Origin of the sequence: Paracoccus sp. (in: a-proteobacteria) (assembly GCF_030538695.1) — a bacterium.
GTDB lineage: Bacteria > Pseudomonadota > Alphaproteobacteria > Rhodobacterales > Rhodobacteraceae > Paracoccus.
Genome location: NZ_JAUNTN010000014.1, coordinates 10,092 through 31,788 on the forward strand (window position 1 = coordinate 10,092; position 21,697 = coordinate 31,788).

18 protein-coding genes are annotated in these 21,697 nt (G+C 60.7%); 7 read left to right on the forward strand and 11 right to left on the reverse strand.

The window, feature by feature from the left end; genetic code table 11:
* Positions 1-34 precede the first annotated feature (34 nt).
* The 7 genes from addA to Q4G24_RS09225 are packed head-to-tail and all read right to left on the reverse strand — an operon-like array spanning position 35 to position 10,972.
* Complete coding sequence (addA, locus tag Q4G24_RS09195; RefSeq protein WP_303366227.1) at positions 35-3,409, reverse strand: double-strand break repair helicase AddA; 3,375 nt, start codon at positions 3,407-3,409, stop codon at positions 35-37.
* Positions 3,399-6,332: a double-strand break repair protein AddB gene (gene addB, locus Q4G24_RS09200; RefSeq protein WP_303366228.1), complete on the reverse strand. Its 2,934-nt coding sequence runs from the start codon at positions 6,330-6,332 to the stop codon at positions 3,399-3,401. The genes addA and addB overlap by 11 nt, the downstream gene beginning before the upstream one ends.
* The gene (locus tag Q4G24_RS09205) at positions 6,329-6,997 is read right to left on the reverse strand and encodes a nucleotidyltransferase family protein (protein ID WP_303366229.1); all 669 of its coding nucleotides are present in this window, start codon (positions 6,995-6,997) and stop codon (positions 6,329-6,331) included. The genes addB and Q4G24_RS09205 overlap by 4 nt, the downstream gene beginning before the upstream one ends.
* Entirely contained in the window at positions 6,994-8,394 is a 1,401-nt protein-coding gene (gene tsaE / locus Q4G24_RS09210; RefSeq protein WP_303366230.1) for a tRNA (adenosine(37)-N6)-threonylcarbamoyltransferase complex ATPase subunit type 1 TsaE, read from the reverse strand. Before tsaE ends, Q4G24_RS09205 begins: the two co-directional genes overlap by 4 nt.
* 36 nt (positions 8,395-8,430) lie before the next feature.
* Entirely contained in the window at positions 8,431-10,215 is a 1,785-nt protein-coding gene (locus tag Q4G24_RS09215) for a histidine kinase dimerization/phosphoacceptor domain -containing protein (protein WP_303366231.1), read from the reverse strand.
* Between the two features lie 6 nt (positions 10,216-10,221).
* A complete protein-coding gene (locus tag Q4G24_RS09220; RefSeq protein WP_303366232.1) occupies positions 10,222-10,806 on the reverse strand; it encodes an RNA polymerase sigma factor in 585 nt (194 codons plus the stop codon).
* Between the two features lie 7 nt (positions 10,807-10,813).
* Positions 10,814-10,972 (reverse strand): NepR family anti-sigma factor, encoded by a 159-nt coding sequence (locus Q4G24_RS09225; RefSeq protein WP_368660939.1) that lies wholly within the window; start codon positions 10,970-10,972, stop codon positions 10,814-10,816.
* 80 nt (positions 10,973-11,052) lie between these two features.
* Here Q4G24_RS09225 and Q4G24_RS09230 point away from each other — a divergent pair, with 80 nt between their 5' ends.
* Complete coding sequence (locus Q4G24_RS09230; RefSeq protein WP_303366233.1) at positions 11,053-11,856, forward strand: response regulator; 804 nt, start codon at positions 11,053-11,055, stop codon at positions 11,854-11,856.
* Here Q4G24_RS09230 and Q4G24_RS09235 read toward each other — a convergent pair whose 3' ends face one another.
* The 4 genes from Q4G24_RS09235 to Q4G24_RS09250 all read right to left on the reverse strand — a co-directional run bounded on the left by Q4G24_RS09235 (position 11,857) and on the right by Q4G24_RS09250 (position 14,941).
* Positions 11,857-12,732, reverse strand: a complete 876-nt coding sequence (locus Q4G24_RS09235; RefSeq protein ID WP_303366234.1) for a YihY/virulence factor BrkB family protein — start codon at positions 12,730-12,732, stop codon at positions 11,857-11,859. It abuts the gene before it with no gap.
* Positions 12,733-12,799: 67 nt separating this feature from the next.
* Complete coding sequence (dnaQ, locus tag Q4G24_RS09240; protein WP_303366235.1) at positions 12,800-13,501, reverse strand: DNA polymerase III subunit epsilon; 702 nt, start codon at positions 13,499-13,501, stop codon at positions 12,800-12,802.
* A complete protein-coding gene (coaE, locus tag Q4G24_RS09245; protein WP_303366236.1) occupies positions 13,494-14,078 on the reverse strand; it encodes a dephospho-CoA kinase in 585 nt (194 codons plus the stop codon). Before coaE ends, dnaQ begins: the two co-directional genes overlap by 8 nt.
* On the reverse strand, positions 14,075-14,941 hold the full coding sequence (locus tag Q4G24_RS09250; protein WP_303366322.1) for a shikimate dehydrogenase: 867 nt from the start codon (positions 14,939-14,941) through the stop codon (positions 14,075-14,077). Before Q4G24_RS09250 ends, coaE begins: the two co-directional genes overlap by 4 nt.
* Positions 14,942-15,348: 407 nt before the next feature.
* On the opposite strand from Q4G24_RS09250, the gene Q4G24_RS09255 reads away from it, so the two are divergent.
* The 6 genes from Q4G24_RS09255 to Q4G24_RS09280 all read left to right on the forward strand — a co-directional run bounded on the left by Q4G24_RS09255 (position 15,349) and on the right by Q4G24_RS09280 (position 21,697).
* Positions 15,349-15,804 (forward strand): CopD family protein, encoded by a 456-nt coding sequence (locus Q4G24_RS09255; protein WP_303366237.1) that lies wholly within the window; start codon positions 15,349-15,351, stop codon positions 15,802-15,804.
* 121 nt (positions 15,805-15,925) lie between these two features.
* The gene (gene rho, locus Q4G24_RS09260) at positions 15,926-17,197 is read left to right on the forward strand and encodes a transcription termination factor Rho (RefSeq protein WP_303366238.1); all 1,272 of its coding nucleotides are present in this window, start codon (positions 15,926-15,928) and stop codon (positions 17,195-17,197) included.
* A 9-nt stretch (positions 17,198-17,206) separates the two neighbouring features.
* Positions 17,207-18,469 carry a tRNA uridine-5-carboxymethylaminomethyl(34) synthesis GTPase MnmE gene (mnmE, locus tag Q4G24_RS09265; RefSeq protein WP_303366239.1) on the forward strand — a complete coding sequence of 421 codons (1,263 nt, stop codon included), beginning with the start codon at positions 17,207-17,209 and terminating at the stop codon, positions 18,467-18,469.
* Between the two features lie 3 nt (positions 18,470-18,472).
* Complete coding sequence (gene mnmG / locus Q4G24_RS09270) at positions 18,473-20,338, forward strand: tRNA uridine-5-carboxymethylaminomethyl(34) synthesis enzyme MnmG (RefSeq protein WP_303366240.1); 1,866 nt, start codon at positions 18,473-18,475, stop codon at positions 20,336-20,338.
* Positions 20,335-20,931: a 16S rRNA (guanine(527)-N(7))-methyltransferase RsmG gene (gene rsmG / locus Q4G24_RS09275; protein WP_303366241.1), complete on the forward strand. Its 597-nt coding sequence runs from the start codon at positions 20,335-20,337 to the stop codon at positions 20,929-20,931. The genes mnmG and rsmG overlap by 4 nt, the downstream gene beginning before the upstream one ends.
* A complete protein-coding gene (locus tag Q4G24_RS09280; protein ID WP_303366242.1) occupies positions 20,918-21,697 on the forward strand; it encodes a ParA family protein in 780 nt (259 codons plus the stop codon). Before rsmG ends, Q4G24_RS09280 begins: the two co-directional genes overlap by 14 nt.

A 21,697-nucleotide genomic window follows, 5' to 3' on the forward strand; every position in this document is an offset into this window, starting at 1 on the left:
CTGGTCTGACAGCTAGGCAGCCAGACCGTGCGGGTCAAGGGGCGGGGATTGCAGACCAGACCTGTTCCAGCAGCGCATCGGGCAGCGGCATCAGTTCGCGGGCCGAGGTCCACAACACCGCCGCTTCAACCACACGGCCCGGATAAATCCCCCGCAACGCCGCATGATATGCAGCCATTTGCCGCAGGATTCCCTCGGGCGTGTCCTCGGGACGGGCCGGAACGATCACGTTGGACTTATAGTCGATCACCACAACCCGATCCGGTGCAACGATCAGCCGATCAACAATCCCGTTCAGCGGCCGTCCGCCGGGCAGGGGCGCGGTCAGCGCCACTTCGGTCAGCACCACACCACCTTCGGGTGCCGCAAGGGCACTGGCCAACACTTCGGCCGTCAGGATCGTGCCAACCTCATCCAGAAGTTCCGCCAGTTCCGGCCCCAAAGGCAGCCCACCTTCAGCCCCGGCCAGCGCGATACTGGCGGTCTCTGCCCAAGAGGCGGGATCACGACCGGGCAACAATTCCAGCAACAGGTGCAACCGCGTACCGCGCAGCATCGCCACGCCCCGGTCAGTCGCGCTGTCATCCGGCACCGCATCCCCGGCCAGCACCTTGGCGCCACCCAGCGCCGTTGCCGCAACCGGCAGAACCGGCACGGGTGTCGCCGGCGGCATCTGATGCAACCAGTCCGGCAGCGGCAGCGGAACGGTATCAGCAACCGGCACCCTATCCCCTGCGAGTTGTGGCCAGTCGCCATATGACAGGCGCAGAATATGCTCACCCCAATCACAAGGCAGCTTTTCCAAATCAACACTACTACGGGCCAGCCCCTCAGCCACCATGCTATGCCAGCTTTCCAGCCCCTCGCCAGCATCGCCTGCCGCCGCCACAATCAGCCAGCTTTCCGCCCGCGTCAGCGCCACATACAACAACCGCCGCCGCTCCTGCTCTTGCAGGTCCCGCTGCTGCTCTGCCGCCTCCGCGATCAGGGCCGGGCGCTCATCCTTGACCCCACGCCACAACACCGGCGCGTCGTCACGAGGCACCAGCATCCCCTCGGCTGGCGCACGGCGCTTGGCCGTATCCGGCAAAATCACGATAGGGCTTTCCAGACCTTTCGAGCCATGCACCGTCATCACCCGGATCAGCCCTGCACCGCTGCCGGGCTGACGCTTGACCTCGACATCATCGCCCGACAACCAGACCAGAAACCCGGTCAGCGATGGCGGCTCTGACCGTTCATAGGCCAGCGCCTGCGACAGCAGCTCGTCTATCCCGTCCTCGGCCTCGACCCCCAGCCGCGCCAGCAGGCGGTCGCGCCCCTGATGCCGGGTCAGCAGACGCGAGATCACCTCGTAAGGCCGGTCAAAACCCGCGCGGTCCAGCAAATCAGACAGCACCGTCCGCTGATCCTGAAACCGGCTGTCGCGCAACCGCGCCCACAGATATTCCCCGCGCTTACGACCATGGGCCAGCTCGTAAAGCTCGGCCTCGGACAGCCCCAGCAAGGGCGAGCGCAAGGCACAGGCCAACGACAGATCATCCTCGGGCGTCGCCAGAAAGGCCAATACCGCGCGAATATCCCGCACCGCCAGTTCCGCCGCCAGCTTCAGCCGGTCCGCCCCCGCGACCGGCAGACCGCGCGCCTTACAGGCCCGGATCAGCGCCTCGAACAGCGTATTGCGGCGCTGCACAAGGATCAGCACATCTCCCGCATCAATTGCCCGCACCCCTTGCGAGGTCGCAATCGGCTGGCCGATCATCCCGGCAATCTGCTCGGCCACCGCCTCGGCCAGCCGCTCGATCTCGGAATCGGGAGCGGGCATATCCACCGGATCGAACCAGTCGCCCTTTTCCGGCTTTTCCGGCTTGGGGATCGCAGGCCACAGATCAACTCGCCCCGGCATATCCTGATGAAAGGCGATATGACGCGGCGGCACCCCCAACCCTTCGCCCGCATCGCCCTGAAACACCGCATCCACCGCCTGCAAAATGGCGGGTGAGGACCTGAAACTATGCGCCAGCCCGGTTTGCTGCATCGGTTGCTGAATCTGCGCAAAATCCCCGGCAAAGGCATCACGCATCGCCTCAAACACACGAATATCGGCACCCTGAAAGGAATAGATCGACTGTTTCGGATCGCCCACCACGAACAGGGTCCGGTTCTTGTCCGTCACTGCGCCCTGACCGCTGGTGAACTCATCCGTCAGCCGCCGGATCACCTGCCATTGCGCCGGGCTGGTGTCCTGCGCCTCGTCCACAAGGATATGGTCAATGCCACCATCCAGCCGCCACAGCACCCATTGCGCCATGGCCGAGGTAGAAAGCAGCGCAGCCGTCCGCCGGATCAGATCATCGAAATCCAGCCAGCCCCGTTCCAGCTTGCGCGCGGCATAGCGGCTGGCAAAGGCATGGCCGAACCGATGCAGCGCGGCGGTCCTGACGGCTGCTTGCAAGGCCAGACGGCGCGGCCGGGCGGCCTCGACCCGGCGCATCAGATCTTCCAGCCGATCCTGCAACACCCCAAGCCCTGCGCGCGTATCCTTGGTCGGGAAACCACCAATCTTGGCCGTAAAAGGCTCTTTCGCACCACTTCCGGTCAGCAGAATGGCTTCCAGCACCAGCAGATCATCCAACCCCGGCGCGGTCCAGTCCGCCTCCGCCAGACGCGCGGCAGCCTTCTGATCCGTTGCCTTCCCCGCCTGCAACGCCGGGATCAGCCCATCCAGCAGATCGGCCTCGGCACCCAGAAAAACATCCGCCAACAGATCGGCGGTGGTCAGCCCCGGCGTCAGACCGAATTGCGCGTAGATCTGGCCCTCATCGATAGCCTGACCAAAATCTCCCGCCGTCACCAGCGCCAAAAACTGATCCAGCCGGCCATCACCTACCAAAGACAGCAAATCATCCAGCACCGGATCATCCGCCAGCGCCATCTCCTCCAGCAATTCCAGCCGCAGCAAACCAGCGCTGCGCTCATCCAGTTCGGCAAACCCATGCGGCACCCCGGCTTCAAGCGGGAAGCGCCGCAGCACCGCGCCGCAAAAGCTGTGGATGGTCTGAACCTTCAGCCCGCCGGGCGTCTCGATCGCCTGCGCAAACAACCGCCGCGCGGCAGACAGGTCGGGAAGACGATCCGGCCCCAACGCCATAAGTTCCGCCCGCAGCGGCGCATCCGCCAGCATCGCCCAGGCCCCCAGCCGTTTCAGCAAGCGGTTCTGCATCTCACTGGCGGCTGCCTTGGTATAGGTGAGGCACAGAATACGTTCAGGCGGACAGCCCGACAGCAGCAGCCGCGCCACCCGATCCGTCAGCACGCGCGTCTTGCCGCTGCCCGCATTGGCTGTCAGCCATGTTGAACGCGCGGGGTCCGCAGCCTCAATCTGGCGACGGGTTGCGTCATCCATCATCACCACCCCCCAGAATCTCCGGCTGCGCCTCATCTGCCAAAGACCACTCGCCAAAGCGCGACAGATGGTCGTAATCGCTGGCATCCTTCAGGTTTTCCATCGCCAGCCGGGCGGTAAAGCCACGCTGACCCGACAGATACATCCCGATCAACTCAACGAACCTGTCCCATGTCTCGGCAATCTCATCGCCGCTCATGCTGCGGTCCACGGTGGCGCCTTCACCGCCAAGCTGGATATAGCTGAGACCCGACACATCCACCGGGCCAAGTTCGGGGAATGCACCACGCATGACCATCGCGGCCTCCAGCGGCAGTTGCTTGTCAAACGCCTTGATCTGCGCCGCCGTCGGCACCGCGCCGGATTTGTAATCGTAAAGATGCGCGGTCCCATCCGCCAAAGCGTCGATCCGGTCCGGCTTGGCCACCAGCCGGAAAGCGCCAATGTCAATGCCGCGCTGTTCCTCGACCACGCGCGGCGTGCCACGCGCAGCACGGTCCAGTTCATCCGCCACCAGCCGGTCGGCAATCGCCTCGATCCGCGCCCGCCAGAACAGCCGGGCCGAGGGCCAGGGCACATTTTCGGCCAGAACCGCGTCGGTGATCGCCAGCAGCCGCGCCCGTAACACATCCGGCGGCGTCTCAGCAGCAGGCGGCGGCGTCAGCAGGCGCTGCACGATCAGATGCAAAACCTGCCCGCGCATCGCCGCGCCGGGTTCCGGGCGCAGCGGGTCCAAAGGCCGCAGCCCAAGCACATAACGCGCATAAATCGCATAAGGATCGCGGATCAGATTGCGAATCTGAGTCACCGAAAGCTGACGAATGGCCGGCGTGGGCGGGATCGGCGCGGGCCGCGGCGCAGGTGCCACGCTGTCTTGCGGCAGGTTCGCCGCCACGGCCAGCCGCAGCCATTCCGCCCCCCGCGCCCGCATCGCCTGCAATGCCGCCTGCCCACCCTGTTCAGGCAAACCCGCCAGCAAGTTCAGCAAACGGTTCAGCCAGCGTGAAGGGATAGTCTCGGCCTCGGCATCACGCCGGGCGCGGGTCAGAACCACCTCGGCGGCGGCAATACCCTGCTGAAAATCATGTGCCGACAGACCGATTTCGCGTTCCGGCAAGGTCAGCCCGGCCATCGCCCGCATCTGCCGGGACAGCCACGGATCAGGCGCAGGCAGCGCAGGCCAACTGCCTTCATTCAGCCCTGCAAGGATCACCAGACGGTTATCCGAAGCCACAACCTCGGTCCGGGCCTCACGCACGCCATGGAACCGGATCAACGGATGCGCCTGCACATCCTGACGCACCACATTTCCGGCCAGCAGCCAGTCCAGCAACGCCACGACATCCCCCGGTGGCATATCATGGGCGTGATGCGCATGGGCGGTCAGATGATCCACCACCGCCCGCACGGCCTGACCCGCGCGCCCCTGCCAAAGCTGCGAATCCCCGGTGCTGATTTCACCCGCTGCCAAACCCTCAGCCACGGTCAGCAACCGGGCCAGCCGCGCGGGCAAGGGCGAAGGGCCGGTCTCAGCCCCCAGCTCGGCCAACAGATCAAGCTGCGCCGCCAGCCAGCGCGACCAGTCCTGCCGCGCCTGATCGCCCCGGCTGGCCCAGTCCAGCAGCGCATCCGCATCAGGAAAAGCCGGGCCATGCGCCCGCAGATGCAGCTCCAGCTCGCGCAACTGCCGCAGATGGTTGCCCCGCGCCGCACCGCCGCCACCTGTCGCGCAAAGCGGATGTTTCAGCAGCACCAGCAACGCATCAATGGTCAACGCCTGCCCGAACAACGCCGCAATATGGCGCAGGAACAGACCGGGTGCAGTCAGGTCAAGCGGCTGACCCCGGCCATCATCCGGCACCAGATGCCAGCGGTCCAGCGCCGCCGTGACCCGCCGTTTCAGCTCCTCATCAGGCGAGATCAGGGCCACCGCCCGCCCCTCGCCCACCGCCTTGCGGATCATCAGCGCAATTGCCTCAGCCTCTTGCCCCGGCTGGTCGGCCTCAAGCAGCGTCAACCCTTGCGTGGCGGGCAACAGATCACCAAGCGCCGGGCCATCCGCAATCCACTGATCCGTCACCGGCGCAGGCCGTAAAGCCAAAGAAATCAGCCGGTTTCGCGCCGGGCAGGCGGCCGCGGCCCACGTCCAAAAGCGCGGCGCAGCATCCACCCTGAACGGCAGGAACCGCGCCTGCGGGTGGTCATCAGGCTGGTTGCCAAAACTGCCCCAAACCGTTTCCGGCATGTCAAAATCATAACCCGGCAGCACAACTGCACCATTCGGCAGCCCGGCCACCGCCCGCATGAACAGCCGCGACGCGCCATAAGAGCCAGTCGAACCGACCACCAGCACCGGATCGGCAGGCAGGTTGCGCCCTTCGGCCCAATCCCCGGCCAGACGTGCCGCCGCCTGATACAGACGCACCCCCCGGTCCACCGGATCGCCACCAAGGTAAAAATCAGCCGCAATGCGCAAAAAGGCCAGCATCCGTTGCCAATGCCCGGCGTGTTGGCCCGCGTCGATCCGGTCCAGAGCGTCGGCAGACAACCCCTCGAACTGCATCTCGGTCATCAGATCCGCCAGCGATCCGGCCATATCCGGCACCGATTGCCCGGCCCGCAGATCTGGCTGCCGCGCAATCAGCCCCTCAACCAGACGGCCCAGTTGCAAACGCCGCGCAAGCGCAGAAGCCAGCGGTACCGCCTCGCCCGCACCAAGATCCGAGATCAGCCGCAACCGGGGCAATAACAGCGGCCCGCGCCGGTCAAATGCCTGTTTCAGCGCGGAAAGCGTCGTTCCGGCATTGGCCCAGATGGTCACACGCGCCAAAACCTCGGGTGGCTGGCCCTGCATCCGGTCCAGCAGCCCCGCCACCAGCTCGGACGCGAAATCCACCCCCGGCGGCAGCGCGTAAACCCCCTTCACGCCAACAGACCCTCAGCCAGAGGGATGCAGTCCGGCCGCCCGACATCACACCACACGCCAGAATGGATCATCCCGAAGGCACGCCCTTGGGTCATCTGTATATCCCACAGTTTGTTTAATGAAAAAACTTCATCAACAACATCTGGTAGTAAATCCGGCTTGATAATCTGCGCCCCGCCATAGACCAGATCCCCCTTACGGGTCAGCCTGCCGCTATCATCAGTCGAGAAATCCCCACCACCAACGCGCCCATGCGTCTGCGCCAAAGGCACCAAAGCCAGCAGCGCATCCATCCGTGCCGCATCCCAGGCCTGCAACAACTCGACCAAAGGATTCGCCCCTGTCCAGATCACGTCCGGGTTCAGCGTCACCACCGGCCCCCGCCCCAAAAACGGCAGCGCCTTGCGCAAGCCGCCGCCGGTTTCCAGCAGCACGGGTTCATCCGAAATCGCCACATCCCGCCCCGCCAGATGGTCGCGGATCTGATCGCCAAGGTAATGCGTATTCACCACCACCGGCCCCAGCCCCGCATCCGTCACCAGATCCAACGACCGATCCAGAAGGCTGCGCCCCGCCACGGGGATCAGCGGCTTGGGCATCGTATCGGTCAATGGTGCCATACGGGTGCCGCGACCGGCGGCGAAAATCATCACGGGCAGGGTCATAGCAGGCTCCGGTCAGGGGCGGGGATACCGTCCAGTGCAGCGGCAAGAGGGGCCAGCGCCGGATGCGCCAGATCGCGCATGATCAGCGCCCATGTGCGCGGCATAAAGGCCAGATAGCGGCGCTTTCCGTCCTGCTGCGCCAACCGCGCGAAAATCCCCAGAATCCGCAGGTTCCGCGCCACCCCCAGCAGCGCATAGGCCGCCGCGAAGCGGTCAGGATCAGTGCCGGTCGCCGCACAATAACGGGCCATTTGCCGGGCCTCCAGCGCAGGCGGCAGATCCCGGCGCACGTCTTGCAGGACCGAGACCAGATCATAGGCCGGATGCGCGGCAACAGCATCCTGAAAATCCAGCAACCCAAGTGGCTGATCCCCGCGCCAGATGATGTTCTCGGCATGGAAATCCCGTAAGGCGCAAACCGGCGCGACATCCGCGCAAAGCTGATCCCACAGCGCCTGAATGGCCGGGGCAACAGCATTGGCACGGGCCGGGTCCAGACCCACAGCGGGCAGGTAATGCAGACCGAACAGGCTGACCTGACGCGCCAGTTCGGCCCCGTCCAGCGACAGCACATCAGGGGCAGGGTGGCGGTGCAGTTCGACCAGAAAATCGGTGATCCGGTCATAAACCGGCACCGTCAGGGTGGGGTCTGCATCGGTCACGCGGGCCACCAGATCATCGCCAAGATCCTGCATCAGCAGCAGCCCCGCCTCTGCATCCTGCGCATAGATTTCCGGCGCGGCAAAACCTCGTTCCTGCAGCCAGCCGGTCATGGCCAGATACGGCCCGCAAGACCCCGGCGCAGCATCCATCAGAATGGCGCATTCATCACCACGAGACAGCCTGAAATAACGCCGCGACGAGGCATCCCCGGCCAGCGCAGTCATATCTGCCGCGGCCCAACCCGAACGGTGCAGTAATACCGTTTTCTGAGCCGCCCTTTGCACAAATCCCCAATGACCCGGATCGCCCAAAAGGCTGATACTCCTTAAGTCTGGATCATCCGTCGCTGTTATCTGAACCACCAGCGCATTGTCCGGCAGGCCCTCACCCCGGTCGGGCCATTCAATCAGGGTGATGGCGCTGGAAAAAGCGTCCTCCAACCCAAGCTCGGCCAGTTCGGCGGGATCAGACAGGCGGTAAAGATCGGCATGCCAGATTTCGGAACCATCCGGGGCATCATAGGCCTGAACCAGCGTGAATGTCGGTGAAGGCACCTCGGCCCAAGGGTCGCCCAACCGGGTGCGGATCAGGGCGCGGGCAAAATGCGACTTGCCTGCACCCAGATCACCCTGCAACCGCAGGCAATCGCCGGGGCGCAGGTCAAAGGACAGGCATCGCGCCAGCATCGCGGTCAGGTCGGCATCGGCATGGGGCAGGCGGGCAAGTTCAGTCATACCCTGCTTCTAGCGCAGCCGCCGTCTGGTGCAAGCCTAATGCCGGGCGCCGGGCCGCGCCGCCGAAGTCACAAGAACCGGGCGCAAATCCTGATCCTGCTGGATCGCTTGCGTATCAACGGCAAATTGCAGGCTGAGATGGTATTCATCACCTTCGACCCCTGCAAATGCTTCGCCTTCAAGCTGCATCGAAAACGCCTCGATCAACTGGCTGCCCAAGCCGGTGCCTTCGGCGGCAATCGCACCCGGACCCATGGAATTGGCGATGCTCAGGGTGGCGCGGCCCGCCTCTGCGTCGGTTTCCAGACGCACCCGGACCCAGGGGTTGCTGTGCCCCTCGGGCGTTCCGGCATATTTCAACGCGTTGGTAAATGCCTCGGTCGCCAGCAACGACAGCGGCACCGCCTGATCGGGCAGCAGGGTCAGCGGGTCAAGCTGGGTTTCCACGCGCATACCAGACCCGGCCTCGACCTGCGCATTGACCATCTGGTTGATGATGTCCCCGATCAGCCGGTCGGCATCGACCTTATCCAGATGTTCAGCCTGATACAGATTGCGGTAAATCGTCGCCAGCGAGGCCACCCGGTCCTGCACGCTGCGTAGCACCCGTTTGGCGTCAGGATCGTCGATCATCCGGGTTTGCATGTTGATGATCGAGGCGATCAGTTGCAGGTTGTTCTTGACCCGGTGGTGAACCTCTTTCAGCAGAACGGTTTTTTCGTTAACGGCAGCCTCCATCGCGGCCTCATCCCGCATCAGGATGCGGGCCATGTTGGAAAAAGTCTGCGACACGTCGGCAATCTCGGCCGGGGCGCTTTTCAGCACCGGTGGGGCCTGATCCCGGTTGCCGATGGCAAAGCGGCGCATCTGGCCGCGCAACTCCGAAATATGGCGCAAAACCAGCCGGTAAACAGCGAAATAGGCCACCGCAAGCGAGGAAATCCACAGCAAAATCGGCACCAGAATCGCGGATAATTTGGCAAGCTCAAAGGTCATCATGCCGCTTTGCGCGGGCATCCAGACGCCAAGCGCATAGACCAGCCCCGGCACCACCGGCACCACGGAATAGACCAGCTCTTCGCCGCCATTCGCCCGCGACCGGAATGTGGTATCCGTATGAAGATTCAGCGTGTTCAGCGGCTTGCCCACAGGCAACAGCGCAGTAATCGCGGCGTTGTCATCGCTGAAAGCCGTCAGCACATCACCGTTCTGATTAAACGTCATGATCTGTGCATCGTCATCATTAGCCAGAATCGCATGGGTCGAACGCAGCAATTCCTGCGAAACGCTGACCGCAGTATAACCGATCAGATTGCGGCCCTGATACAGTGGTTGCGAAACCACAACCATGTCACGCGTCGGCACCAGCGCGTTTTCCACCCGCGAAATCAGCGTGCCGGGGCTGCGCATGAATTGTTCGTAATGCGGCGATTGGGCCGAGTTCATCTCGGCACCGGAATTGCAGGTGGATGTGCCGTCCAGCCCGGTAAAGCCTGCATAGATATAGGTGGCGCTGCGCTCGACAAAACTGCGCATCATATCCGAGCATTTTTCCGGCTCATCCAGCGTTTCCAGAACTGCCGGGCCAAGCGCGTCAGCGGTGCCAAGCGCGCTTTGCAGCAGGGCGCGTTCCCCCGCCGCCGCCGCCGAGGTGCGCCCCAGCAGCGCGACTTCGGCGCTGTGTTCAGCCTCGGCAGACAGGTTCAGCGTCTGCACGACCGAGATCAGCCCGATCGGCAGGATCGCCACGGAAATCAGCGTGGCCAGACGAAAGCCAAGACCCTTGGTGAACTCGAACTTGTCGCGGATGAACTGGCGCATCGGAACCTAGCGCGAGACGGGAAGGCTTGCCCCCATCACCGCCAGCGTGGCGGGATCGGTCATTTCCAGCTCCTCGCCCTCCTCCAGATGCAGCAATTCGGCCAGACGGCGACGGCCACGATTGGCACGGGATTTCACGGTGCCAACGGCAACGCCGGTCATGTTCGCGGCTTCCTCATAGGAAAAGCCGGATGCGCCGACCAGAATTAACGCTTCGCGCTGCTCATCGGGAAGCTGCGCAAAGGCCGTGCGAAAGTCGTTCATTGCAAGGCGGCCATCATGTTCGGGCCGGGTTGCCTGACGCGCGGCGTGGATGCCGTCGCTGTCGCTGACCTCTCGCTTCGTCTTGCGTCGGGCGGAATAAAAAGTATTGCGCAGAATGGTAAACAGCCATGCCCGCAGGTTCGTGCCGGCCTGAAATTTGTCCATATTCGTCCAGGCCTTGACGATGCAATCCTGAACCAGATCATCCGCCGCAGCCCCTTCACGGGTCAGCGACAGGGCAAAGGCACGCAGCGCGGGCAGATGCTCGACCAGCTCATCGCGGGGATCACCATGAACCTGCTTGGCCGTCACATTTTTCGTGGTCATGCGGTTTTCAATCCTGCTCGCGCAATTGCTGAAGAAGCGCCAGGAAACGGTCCGGCACTTCCTGAGTCACATCCTGTTGATAAACGCGGCGAAGGTTTTCGTCGATTTGCTGTTCGATTGCTGCCCGTTTGCGTTCTTCACGCTTTGTATTCATTTCCTTAAACATCCGATCATCTTGTGCGCACGGGATATAACCGTTACCTATCCGACACGGTTCCGAGGCTATAGTGTTTTTTTGGGGTTCATATGACCGCTGCTGCTGACCTTGCCCAAGCTATCGGGCGCGAACTTCCTTATCTGCGCCGCTATGCGCGGGCGTTGACCGGCAGTCAGACCGCCGGTGACAATTATGCTGCTGCAACGCTGGATGCCATTCTGGCCGACCGCAGCCTGATGGATGGTGAGGAAACCCGGATCGCCCTGTTCCGCACCTTTCACGCCATCTGGCAAAGCTCGGGCCAGCCTGTTGCCGGCGAGGAGCGCAGCGCACGCGAGGAGCGGGCGCAGGCCTATCTGACCGGGCTGACCCCCAATTCGCGTGAGGCGCTGCTGCTGCGCACCATCGAAGAACTGCGTTACGACCAGATTGCCCGTGTCATGGGTGTTGAACAGGCCGAAGCCGAAGAACTGATCCGCATTGCGCTGGATGAAATGGGCCGGGCAATTTCCGGCAAAGTCATGGTGATCGAGGATGAAACCATCATCGCCATGGATCTGAAGGGCATCGTTCAGGCCATGGGCCATCAGGTGACGGGTATCGCCCGCACCCATTCGGCGGCGATCAAGCTGGCCGGGGAACAGCGCCCGGACCTGATTCTTGCCGACATTCAGCTTGCCGATGGCTCGTCAGGGATCGACGCGGTGAATGAATTGCTGGACAGCATGGGCGAAATGCCGGTGATTTTCATTACCGCCTTCCCCGAGCGCCTGCTGACCGGCGACCGCCCGGAACCGGCTTTCCTGATCTCGAAACCCTATTCGGAAGAACAGGTGCGTTCGGCGGTCAGTCAGGCCATGTTCTTTGCGTCCTCGGATGAGATCAAGCTGTAATCATGCAGTTTTTTGCGGCTCGCGCCTTGCGGCGCGGGCGGCAGCAATGCGCTTGCGGCGGTCCAGCTCTACATTGATGACCGCCCCCAAAAGCACAGAAAACCCCGCCAGATAGAACCACATCAACAGCGCGATCACCGCCCCGATCGAACCATAAATCCGGTTATAGTTGCTGAAACTGGCCAGATATTGCGACAGTGCCAGCGAGGCCAGCGCCCATGCCAGTGCCGCAAACAGCGCCCCGCCGGTAAACAGCGGCGTGCGCGGGGTTTTGACGTTGGGGCCATAGCGGTAGAGGATGCCAATACCGATCAGCACAATCAGGAACATCCCGGCCCAGGGCAGATAAGAGATCAGCGCCACCCGCAGCGGGCTGAACGGCACCAGATTCAGCACGACCGGCACCACCACGATCACCACCAGCCCCATCAGCACGACGCCAAGGATGGCCAGCGTCAGCATATAGGCCAGCAAAAAGCCGAAAATCGTCGAATGTGACCGCACCCCATAGGCCGCATTCAGCCCGTTAATCAGCCCCATCACCCCAGCCCTTGCCGAAACCGTCGCAATCAGGATCGACAGCGCCGACGCCCAGCCAAGCCCACCACCGCCCGCCGTGGACATCAGCGCACTGAGCTGCGAATGAAGGATTTCAGCGGCTTGCGTAGGGATAAACTCCTCTGCAACCTGCATATATTCCAGAATGACGATTGGATCGAGCCAGAGGCTCCAGAGCGCGATGATCGCAGCCAGGCCGGGAAAGACCGCAAACATCGCGTAAAAGGCGACACCGGCGGCAATTAACGTCATATGGATCTTGTCCATCCGCTCGATCAGGGCGGCGATAAATTGCCATATATCGCGCAGCAGGGGCATGGTGGTCCTTTTAGGGTTGCTGGCTGCATTGTGGGGAAAGCGTCCGGGGCGGGCAAACCCGCAGCCGTCAGGAATAGCGGTTCCAGATCGCTGCTTCGCCTATTTTGGCGATAAATCCGGCATGAGCCTCGGCCTCGGCTTCGGTCAGGCGCGGGGGCAGCGGGGCAGGGCGGGGCTGACGTGGGGTCATTGGGCCGGTCTGGACCGTTTGGGTTTCGGTCTTTTCCTGCGGCTGGTCCAGCACCAGATCCGGCTGGCGGCCGCCGATCAGCTCCAGATAGACCTCGGCCAGCAGTTCCGAGTCAAGCAGCGCCCCGTGCAGCGTCCGGTTCGAGTTGTCGATACCAAAGCGGCGGCACAGCGCATCCAGCGTTGCGGGTGAACCGGGAAAGCGATCCCGCGCCAGCATCAGCGTATCCAACGCCCGTGGCGCAGCAATTTCGGGGTGGCCCGCCTTTTTCAGTTCAAAGTTCAGAAACTTCATGTCGAAACTGGCATTGTGGATGACCAGCCGCGAATCCATTCCAATGAAATCCCTGAAATCCTGCGCAATTTCAGCAAACCTGGGCTTATCGGCCAGAAACTCATCACCAAGACCATGAACCGCGAAAGCCTCGGCCGGCATCGACCGTTCGGGGTTGATATATTGGTGATAGGTGCGGCCCGTCGGCAAATGGTTCAGCAGTTCGATCGCGCCGATTTCAACGATGCGGTCGCCGGTGACGGGATCAAAGCCGGTGGTTTCAGTATCCAGAACGATCTCACGCATCGGGCTGTCCTGTCAGTTCGGCATAAATGGCACGGACCGCCTTGCGGGCGCTGTCCATGTCATTGGTCGGGATGATGTAATCGGCACGGGCACGTTTCTCGGCGTCCGGCATCTGACGGGACAGGATCAAATCAAGCTGCTGTGCCGTCATCGTGCCACGCGCCAGCACGCGTTGCCGCTGAATATCCGCAGGGGCAGATACGACTGCCGTAGCGTCCATCTCGGCATCCGCTCCGGTTTCAAACAACAGTGGAATATCCAGCACCGCCAGCGGGGCCGTGACATGCGCCCGGAATGCTGCACGATCCGCCGCAACCAGCGGATGCACGATAGCTTCCAGCCGTTTCAACGCCGCCGGATCAGCCGCCAGTGCTGCTTTCAACGCCTGACGGTCCACGCCAGCGGGGCCGGTGGTGCCGGGAAAAGCAGTCTCGACCGCCTGAACCGCAGGGCCTTGGTAAAGCCGATGCACTGCCGCATCGGCATCCCAGACGGGGCAACCAAGTTCAGTAAACATCCCTGCGGTGGTTGATTTCCCCATGCCGATCGAGCCGGTCAGGCCAAGAAAACAGGTCATGCCAACACGGCCTGACGCAAATCTTCATCCACCTCGGGACGGGTGCCAAACCAGCGTTCAAAGCCCGGCGCGGCCTGATGCAGCAGCATCCCAAGCCCATCCACGATTTCGCAGCCACGGGCGCGGGCTTCCAGCAAGAAGGGCGTATCCAGCGGCGTATAGACCAGATCCGTGACCAGCGTGCCGGGGGCCAGCGCATCCATCGGCACCCGCAGCGGCGGCTTGCCCGTCATACCCATCGAGGTCGCATTCACAACCGTGGTTGCGCCCTCCATCATATTGCCGACCTGCGCCCAGTCATAAACCACGACGCGGGCGCCGAACTCGGCCTTGATCTGTTCCGCCCGAACACGGGTGCGGTTGGCGATCCGCAGCTCGGTCACGCCAGCTTCCAGCAGCGAGGCCACCACCGCCCGCGCAGCACCACCCGCACCAATCAGAGCGGTCGGGCCAAGTTCAGGAATCCAGCCCGGTGCCATCTGGCGAATATTGGCAATAAAACCGTAACCGTCTGTATTATCAGCGTGAATCTTTCCATCTGGCCGAAAGATCAACGTATTCGCAGCCCCGATCAGCGCCGCCCGGTCGGTGACAATATCAGCCAGCGCCAAAACTGCCTCTTTATGCGGGATGGTGACATTTGCACCGACAAAGCCCATCCGTGGCATGGCGTGCAGCACTTCGGCCAGATGATCGTGCTGGATGGGAAGCGGGACGTAATGACCGGGAATGTTGTAACGGTCCAACCAGTGCTGATGCAGAACGGGTGAACGGGAATGAGCCACCGGCCAGCCAATCACTCCGGCAAGCGGGATCTGGGCCAGTGGTTGCGGATCAGGCAGGGGCGCGGTCTGGTTCGGCATCTTGGTCAAATTGATAACCTTTGTGCAGGCATCTGAAAAGCCCGGATCGGGACAGATTTGTGGATAACTGCGTGGGAAAGCCGGGGGCAGATCAGGGGGCAAGAAAGGCAGTGGAAAAGTCGCAAGAACCAAGGTGGAACGAGACAGGTTTGTCCACATGGGGAAAGATACGTGGCAGAGAATGGCAAACCTGTGGATAATCTTTCACAAGCGTAGTTATCAACAGGCTTTCCCCTGGCTATCGCAATGATAATATTAACAAATAAGGATTATTCACAAGTCTGTAAGGAAACTGTCCCGAACCTCGGCATTGTGTGAAAATATGCGGAAAATGCTTGAATCCCGCCATCCACAGGGCCAAACATCATCAACATCTTTTCTTTCTTTTTCTTTTATTAGGGACCGGAATGGATACCCTCTGGAATGCACTGAGCTGGGCCTATCCATATGTGAAGGCCTTTCATATCATGGCCGTGATCTCGTGGATGGCAGGGCTGTTCTATTTGCCCCGACTGTTCGTCTATCATGCCGAACGCGGACAGGCGGGTGAAGAACCAGCGGCATCCTTTGTTATCATGGAAGAAAAGCTGTTGCGGGTCATTATGAACCCGGCAATGATTGCAAGCTGGCTCGCCGGACTTCTGATGGTGGTAACGCCGGGGATTGTTGACTGGTCTCTGGTCTGGCCCTGGACCAAAGCGGCAGGGATTCTGGGGATGACCTGGTTTCATATGTGGCTGGCAAGTCAGCGGCGGGCCTTGACCAGTGGCCATAGTCTGAGCGGGCGGCAATACCGGATGATGAACGAGGTTCCCACGCTGCTGATGCTGGTGATCGTCGCCTCGGTTGTGCTGAAGTTCTGAAAATTGACTCATACCCGAAAACCGCGTATAGGCGCGGTAAGCCGCCCGTCCGGGCGGGGTCTTTCCGTGACATGATACAATGAAGGCCGGGGCATTAACCCTGTGCCGTGGATGGAAGCTGATGAGCGAAGAACGTTTGAACCTGTCGCAGTTGAAGGCGAAAAGCCCCGCTGACCTGCTGGCGATGGCCGAGGAATGGGAAATCGAGAACGCCTCGACCATGCGTAAAGGCGAGATGATGTTCCAGTTGCTGAAGGAACATGCCGAAGAAGGCTGGACCATTGGCGGCGATGGCGTTCTGGAAGTGGTTCAGGATGGGTTTGGCTTTCTGCGTTCGACCGAAGCGAATTATCTGCCCGGCCCGGATGATATTTACGTCAGCCCCGACATGATCCGTCAGTTCTCGCTGCGGACCGGGGACACCGTGGAAGGGGTGATCCGCGCGCCGGGTGAGAATGAGCGCTATTTTGCGCTGACCGGGGTGGAACGGATCAATTTTGAAGAACCAGAAAAGGCGCGGCACAAGGTTGCTTTTGACAACCTGACGCCACTGTATCCGAACCAGCGGCTGAAGATGGAAATTGAAGATCCGACCATCAAGGATCGTTCCGCCCGGATCATTGATCTGGTGGCGCCCATCGGGAAGGGGCAGCGGTCCTTGATCGTAGCTCCGCCGCGGACGGGTAAGACGGTGCTGTTGCAGAACATCGCCCATTCGATCGAACGCAACCACCCTGAATGTTATCTGATTGTGCTGCTGATCGACGAGCGGCCCGAGGAGGTGACGGACATGCAGCGGTCGGTGAAGGGTGAGGTTGTGTCCTCGACCTTTGACGAACCGGCCAGCCGCCATGTTGCCGTCTCAGAAATGGTGATGGAAAAGGCCAAGCGTCTGGTTGAGCATAAGCGGGATGTTGTGATCCTGCTGGATTCGATCACCAGACTTGGGCGGGCGTTTAACACCGTAGTGCCGTCCTCGGGTAAGGTGCTGACTGGTGGTGTGGATGCCAATGCATTGCAGCGGCCCAAGCGGTTCTTTGGCGCGGCGCGGAATATCGAAGAAGGCGGTTCGCTGACGATTATCGCTACGGCGCTGATTGATACCGGCTCACGCATGGACGAAGTGATCTTTGAAGAATTCAAAGGCACCGGCAACAGCGAGATCGTTTTGGACCGCAAGGTGGCTGATAAACGTGTCTTCCCGGCGATGGATATTCTGAAATCCGGCACGCGGAAGGAAGAACTGCTGGTTGATCCGAAAGACCTGCAAAAGACCTATCTGCTGCGGCGAATCCTGAACCCGATGGGGACGACGGATGCGATTGAGTTCCTGATTTCCAAGTTGAAACAGACCAAGACGAATGGCGAGTTTTTCGACTCGATGAACGCATAAGGGGCTGATATGGCGACGATCTTTGCCGAGGCGACCCCGCCTGGGCGGGGCGGCGTCTCGATCCTTCGGATCAGCGGACCACAGGCGCGGGCGTCAGGGGAGGCATTGGCCGGTTCGCTGCCAGATGCGCGGCAGGCTTACTTTCGGGTGCTGCGCGAGGCCGACGAGGTGCTGGATCAGGCGTTGGTGCTGCGGTTTGATGCCGGGGCCAGCTTTACCGGTGAAGATGTGGTTGAGTTTCAACTGCATGGTGCGCCGGTGGTGGTGCGTCGGGTTAAGCTGGCGTTGCAGCGGCTTGGCTTACGTCAGGCAGATGCGGGTGAGTTTACCCGACGGGCATTCCTGAACGGACGCATTGATCTTGCCGAAGTCGAGGGTCTGGGTGATTTGCTGGCTGCGGAGACCGAAGCACAGCGACGTCAGGCGATGCGGGCCGTTTCGCAGGAGTTGCAGCGGCGTGTTGAAGCCTGGCGCGGGTCACTGATCGAGGCGGGAAGCCTGATTGCAGTATCGCTGGATTTCGCTGATGAGGACGTGCCGCAGGAGGTCTCTGAACGGGTGCCTGCGCTTATGGCAGATGTGCGTGAGCAGATTCTGGAATTATTGGCGGATTTCAGGGCGACGGAGCGGTTGCGCGAAGGCTATGAGGTCGCTCTGATTGGGCCGGTAAATGCCGGTAAATCGTCGCTTTTGAACCGGCTGGCGCAGCGGGATATTGCGATTATCTCGGATATTGCGGGGACGACGCGCGATGTGATCGAGTTGGCTGCGGATATTGATGGACTGCCGGTAACGTTTCTGGATACCGCCGGGTTACGCGATTCCGAAGATCTGGTTGAGCGTGAAGGGATCAGCAGGGCGGAACAGCGGGCAGAGAAGGCTGATCTGCGACTGCATCTTTCGCCAGAGGGTAAGGTTCAGGCGGGGCTGTGGCAGGATGGAGATTTGCAGGTCTGGACAAAGGCTGATCTGGATACAGGCAATGGTTTGGCTGTATCGGCGGCGACAGGGGCGGGCATTGCGGATCTTTTGGCTGCCATTCGCTCCGTTTTGGAACAGCGTTTGCCGAAAACTGGCCTGATTGCGCATGAGCGACAGGCGGATGCGCTGCGGCTTGCGGCAGATGCGTTGGATGTTTCCGGGGATGAGGAACCGGAGATTCTGGCGGATCAGCTTTGGCAGGCGAACAGGGCGTTGGAAAAGTTACTTGGGCGAATCGATGTGGAGGATTATCTTGGCCATATCTTCGCCAATTTTTGCATTGGTAAATGAGGGATGTTTCACGTGAAACATTTTGACGTCATTGTTGTTGGGGCCGGCCATGCTGGTGTTGAGGCTGCCTCTGCTGCGGCGCGGCTTGGGGCCGAGGTTGCGCTGGTGACGATGGCGGAAAGTGACATTGGTGCGCTGTCCTGCAATCCGGCTGTCGGAGGTTTGGGTAAGGGCCATCTGGTGCGTGAAGTCGATGCGATGGATGGGCTGATCGGGCGGATTGCGGATCAGGCAGGTATTCAATACCGGCTGTTGAATCGCAGCAAAGGTCCGGCAGTCCAGGGGCCGCGGGCGCAAATGGATCGTGGTCTTTATGCGCAGGCCGCGCGACGGATGCTGGATGCGCAATCTGGGCTGAGTCTGATTTTTGGCGAGGTTGAAGGACTGATTTTCAACAGAGACCGTTGCATTGGGATTCATACGGCTGGGGCAGATTACCTTGCTGATGCAGTTGTTCTGACCACCGGAACGTTTCTGAATGGTGTCATTCATATCGGTGACCAGTCGCGTCTGGCCGGCCGGATGGGAGATGGAAGCTCAAAGCCGTTGGCTGCGCAGCTTATTAACCTTGGTTTGCCGATGGCGCGGCTTAAGACCGGAACACCGCCGCGTTTGCTTCGCTCAAGCATAGACTGGGATGTGTTGGAGCAGCAGCCAGGCGATGAGGAACTCAGCTTTCTGTCCTTTATGACGGACCGTCTGACAGCCCCACAGGTCAGTTGTGCGATCACGCACACAAACCCTGCGACGCATCAGATTATCCGTGATAATTTATCCCGTTCGGCCATGTATGGCGGCCATATCAGCGGTATTGGTCCACGTTATTGCCCGTCGATCGAGGATAAAGTGGTGCGCTTTGCGGACAAGGATTCGCATCAGGTCTTTCTGGAACCGGAGGGCTTCGACAGCGATCGGGTTTACCCAAACGGCATTTCTACATCCCTGCCTGTTGATGTGCAGCTTGCCTATGTGCGAACCATGCGGGGTTGCGAACAGGTTGAAATCTTGCAGCCGGGCTATGCGGTTGAGTATGATTTTATCCAGCCGACAGCCCTGACCCGCGATCTGAGGGTCAAGGCTTTTCATGGTCTTTATTTTGCGGGTCAGATCAACGGAACAACCGGCTATGAGGAAGCTGCTGCACAGGGGCTTGTTGCCGGACTGAATGCGGCTTTGGCCGTCCGGAAGCAGCCTGCTGTCACCTTTAACAGGGCGGAATCCTATATCGGTGTGATGATCGACGATCTGGTAACGCGGGGTGTAACGGAGCCTTACCGCATGTTTACCTCGCGCGCCGAATATCGGTTAACGCTGCGGGCTGACAATGCAGATCAGCGCCTTACCCCTCTTGCAGAGCAGCTTGGGATGCTGGGCGAGGATAGGAAATCAGCTTTTGAACGGAAGCGTATGCAGATTGACAAAGCGCAGGCTGTCGCCTTGGAAACGACTTTCTCGCCGCAGCAACTTGCGGCGCATGATGTGCATGTGCGGAGTGACGGAGCGGCGCGCTCGGTTCTGCGGCTGCTTGCTGCGGGGCAGATTGATGCGGATAAAGCGCGGGAAATCGCACCGGAGCTGACCGCTGTCCCGGCCGATATTTTGCAGCAAATCGTTACCGATGCGATGTATGAGCAATACCGCGACCGACAAGAGCGGGATATTACGCTGCTAAACAAGGAAATGTCTTTGGCAATCCCGCAAGGGTTTAATTTCAATGACTTGCCGGGGTTGTCCAATGAGCTTCGGGCTAAGATAAATGCTGCGAAACCGCAGGATATTGCGGCGCTCAATGCGATTGAAGGCATGACCCCGGCGGCCGTTTCGCTCGTGATCGCCGCATTAACCGTCCGCAGTCGGGCCGCGTCATGAGCGAAAATGTTTCACGTGAAACATTGCGGTTGCAGAGCTATGCGGAATTATTCCGGCGCTGGAATCCGGCGATTAATCTGGCGTCCAGGTCAGATATTGAAATGCTGGAAAGTCGCCATATCGGGGATTGTGCGCAGCTTATCGACCTGACCGTCCGCCCGACAAGCTGGCTCGACCTTGGCAGTGGTGGTGGTCTGCCGGGTGTTGTCGTTTCGATCTTGCTGCAAGACGCGGGAACGAAAGTCACTTTGGTCGAATCCGACGCCCGCAAAGCAGCTTTTCTGAGGCAAGTGGGGATTAAGCTGGAGCTGCAAAATTTTTTGGTTGAGAACAGTCGGATTGAAGCTCTGCCGCCGCAATCTGCCGATGTTGTCAGCGCCCGCGCCCTTGCGGCACTTCCCAATTTGCTCGGTTATGTTCACCGCCACCTTGCGCCGGACGGCAAAGCCCTGCTTATGAAAGGCGCCCGCTGGCGGGATGAGCTTGAGGAGGCCCGGCAGATGTGGCATTTCGATTGCAATGCGCAGGCCAGTAAAACGGACCCTGACGCCGCAATTCTGGAAATCAGCAATATCAGCCATGCCAAAGCCTAAAATTGTTGCCATAACCAACCAGAAAGGCGGAGTTGGTAAGACAACAACCGCTGTCAATCTGGCGGCCTGTCTGGCTGAAGCGGGGCATGATGTGCTGCTGGTGGACCTTGACCCGCAGGGCAATGCGTCAACTGGTATCGGCATTTCAGATGAGGCGCGTGCGAAAAGCACCTATGATCTGCTGACCGAAGATGCCACGCTGTCAGAGGTGATACAGCCAACGGATTTTGATAATTTCCGTATCATCCCGGCAACCTCTGATCTTGCCTCAGCAGAAATGCAGCTTTCCGATCAGCGGAACCGGTTGTCGATCCTGCGCAATGCTTTGCAGGCTGAAGCGCAGGCGGATTACATCCTGATCGACTGTCCGCCCGCGCTCGGTCTGCTGACGCTGAACGCACTGGTTGCGGCTGATTCGGTGATGATTCCGCTTCAGACCGAGTTCTTCGCCTTAGAGGGCCTGTCCCAACTCTTGCTGACGATTCGAGAGGTTCGGCAAAGCGCCAACCCCAATTTGCGGATAGAAGGTGTGGTGCTAACCATGTCCGACATCCGCAACAATTTGTCGCAACAGGTAGAGGCGGATGCACGCGCGACGCTCGGGGATGTGGTCTATCAGACGGTGATTCCGCGCAATGTCCGCCTGTCCGAATCGCCCTCTTTTGCCCGCCCGATTATACATTATGATCGCCAATCCAAAGGTGCGACGGCTTATAGTGAGCTGACAGCAGAGTTCCTGAATAAGCAGAAAAAGGGCAGGGGGTAA

Coding starts and splice junctions, on each gene's coding strand:
- addA (WP_303366227.1), bottom strand. CDS start 3,409: ATGATGGATGACGCAACCCGTCGCCAGATTGAGGCTGCGGACCCCGCG.
- Q4G24_RS09205 (WP_303366229.1), bottom strand. CDS start 6,997: ATGACCCTGCCCGTGATGATTTTCGCCGCCGGTCGCGGCACCCGTATG.
- tsaE (WP_303366230.1), bottom strand. CDS start 8,394: ATGACTGAACTTGCCCGCCTGCCCCATGCCGATGCCGACCTGACCGCG.
- Q4G24_RS09215 (WP_303366231.1), bottom strand. CDS start 10,215: ATGCGCCAGTTCATCCGCGACAAGTTCGAGTTCACCAAGGGTCTTGGC.
- Q4G24_RS09220 (WP_303366232.1), bottom strand. CDS start 10,806: ATGACCACGAAAAATGTGACGGCCAAGCAGGTTCATGGTGATCCCCGC.
- Q4G24_RS09225 (WP_368660939.1), bottom strand. CDS start 10,972: ATGTTTAAGGAAATGAATACAAAGCGTGAAGAACGCAAACGGGCAGCA.
- Q4G24_RS09230 (WP_303366233.1), top strand. CDS start 11,053: ATGACCGCTGCTGCTGACCTTGCCCAAGCTATCGGGCGCGAACTTCCT.
- Q4G24_RS09235 (WP_303366234.1), bottom strand. CDS start 12,732: ATGCCCCTGCTGCGCGATATATGGCAATTTATCGCCGCCCTGATCGAG.
- dnaQ (WP_303366235.1), bottom strand. CDS start 13,501: ATGCGTGAGATCGTTCTGGATACTGAAACCACCGGCTTTGATCCCGTC.
- coaE (WP_303366236.1), bottom strand. CDS start 14,078: ATGACCTGTTTTCTTGGCCTGACCGGCTCGATCGGCATGGGGAAATCA.
- Q4G24_RS09250 (WP_303366322.1), bottom strand. CDS start 14,941: ATGCCGAACCAGACCGCGCCCCTGCCTGATCCGCAACCACTGGCCCAG.
- Q4G24_RS09255 (WP_303366237.1), top strand. CDS start 15,349: ATGGATACCCTCTGGAATGCACTGAGCTGGGCCTATCCATATGTGAAG.
- rho (WP_303366238.1), top strand. CDS start 15,926: ATGAGCGAAGAACGTTTGAACCTGTCGCAGTTGAAGGCGAAAAGCCCC.
- mnmE (WP_303366239.1), top strand. CDS start 17,207: ATGGCGACGATCTTTGCCGAGGCGACCCCGCCTGGGCGGGGCGGCGTC.
- mnmG (WP_303366240.1), top strand. CDS start 18,473: ATGTTTCACGTGAAACATTTTGACGTCATTGTTGTTGGGGCCGGCCAT.
- rsmG (WP_303366241.1), top strand. CDS start 20,335: ATGAGCGAAAATGTTTCACGTGAAACATTGCGGTTGCAGAGCTATGCG.
- Q4G24_RS09280 (WP_303366242.1), top strand. CDS start 20,918: ATGCCAAAGCCTAAAATTGTTGCCATAACCAACCAGAAAGGCGGAGTT.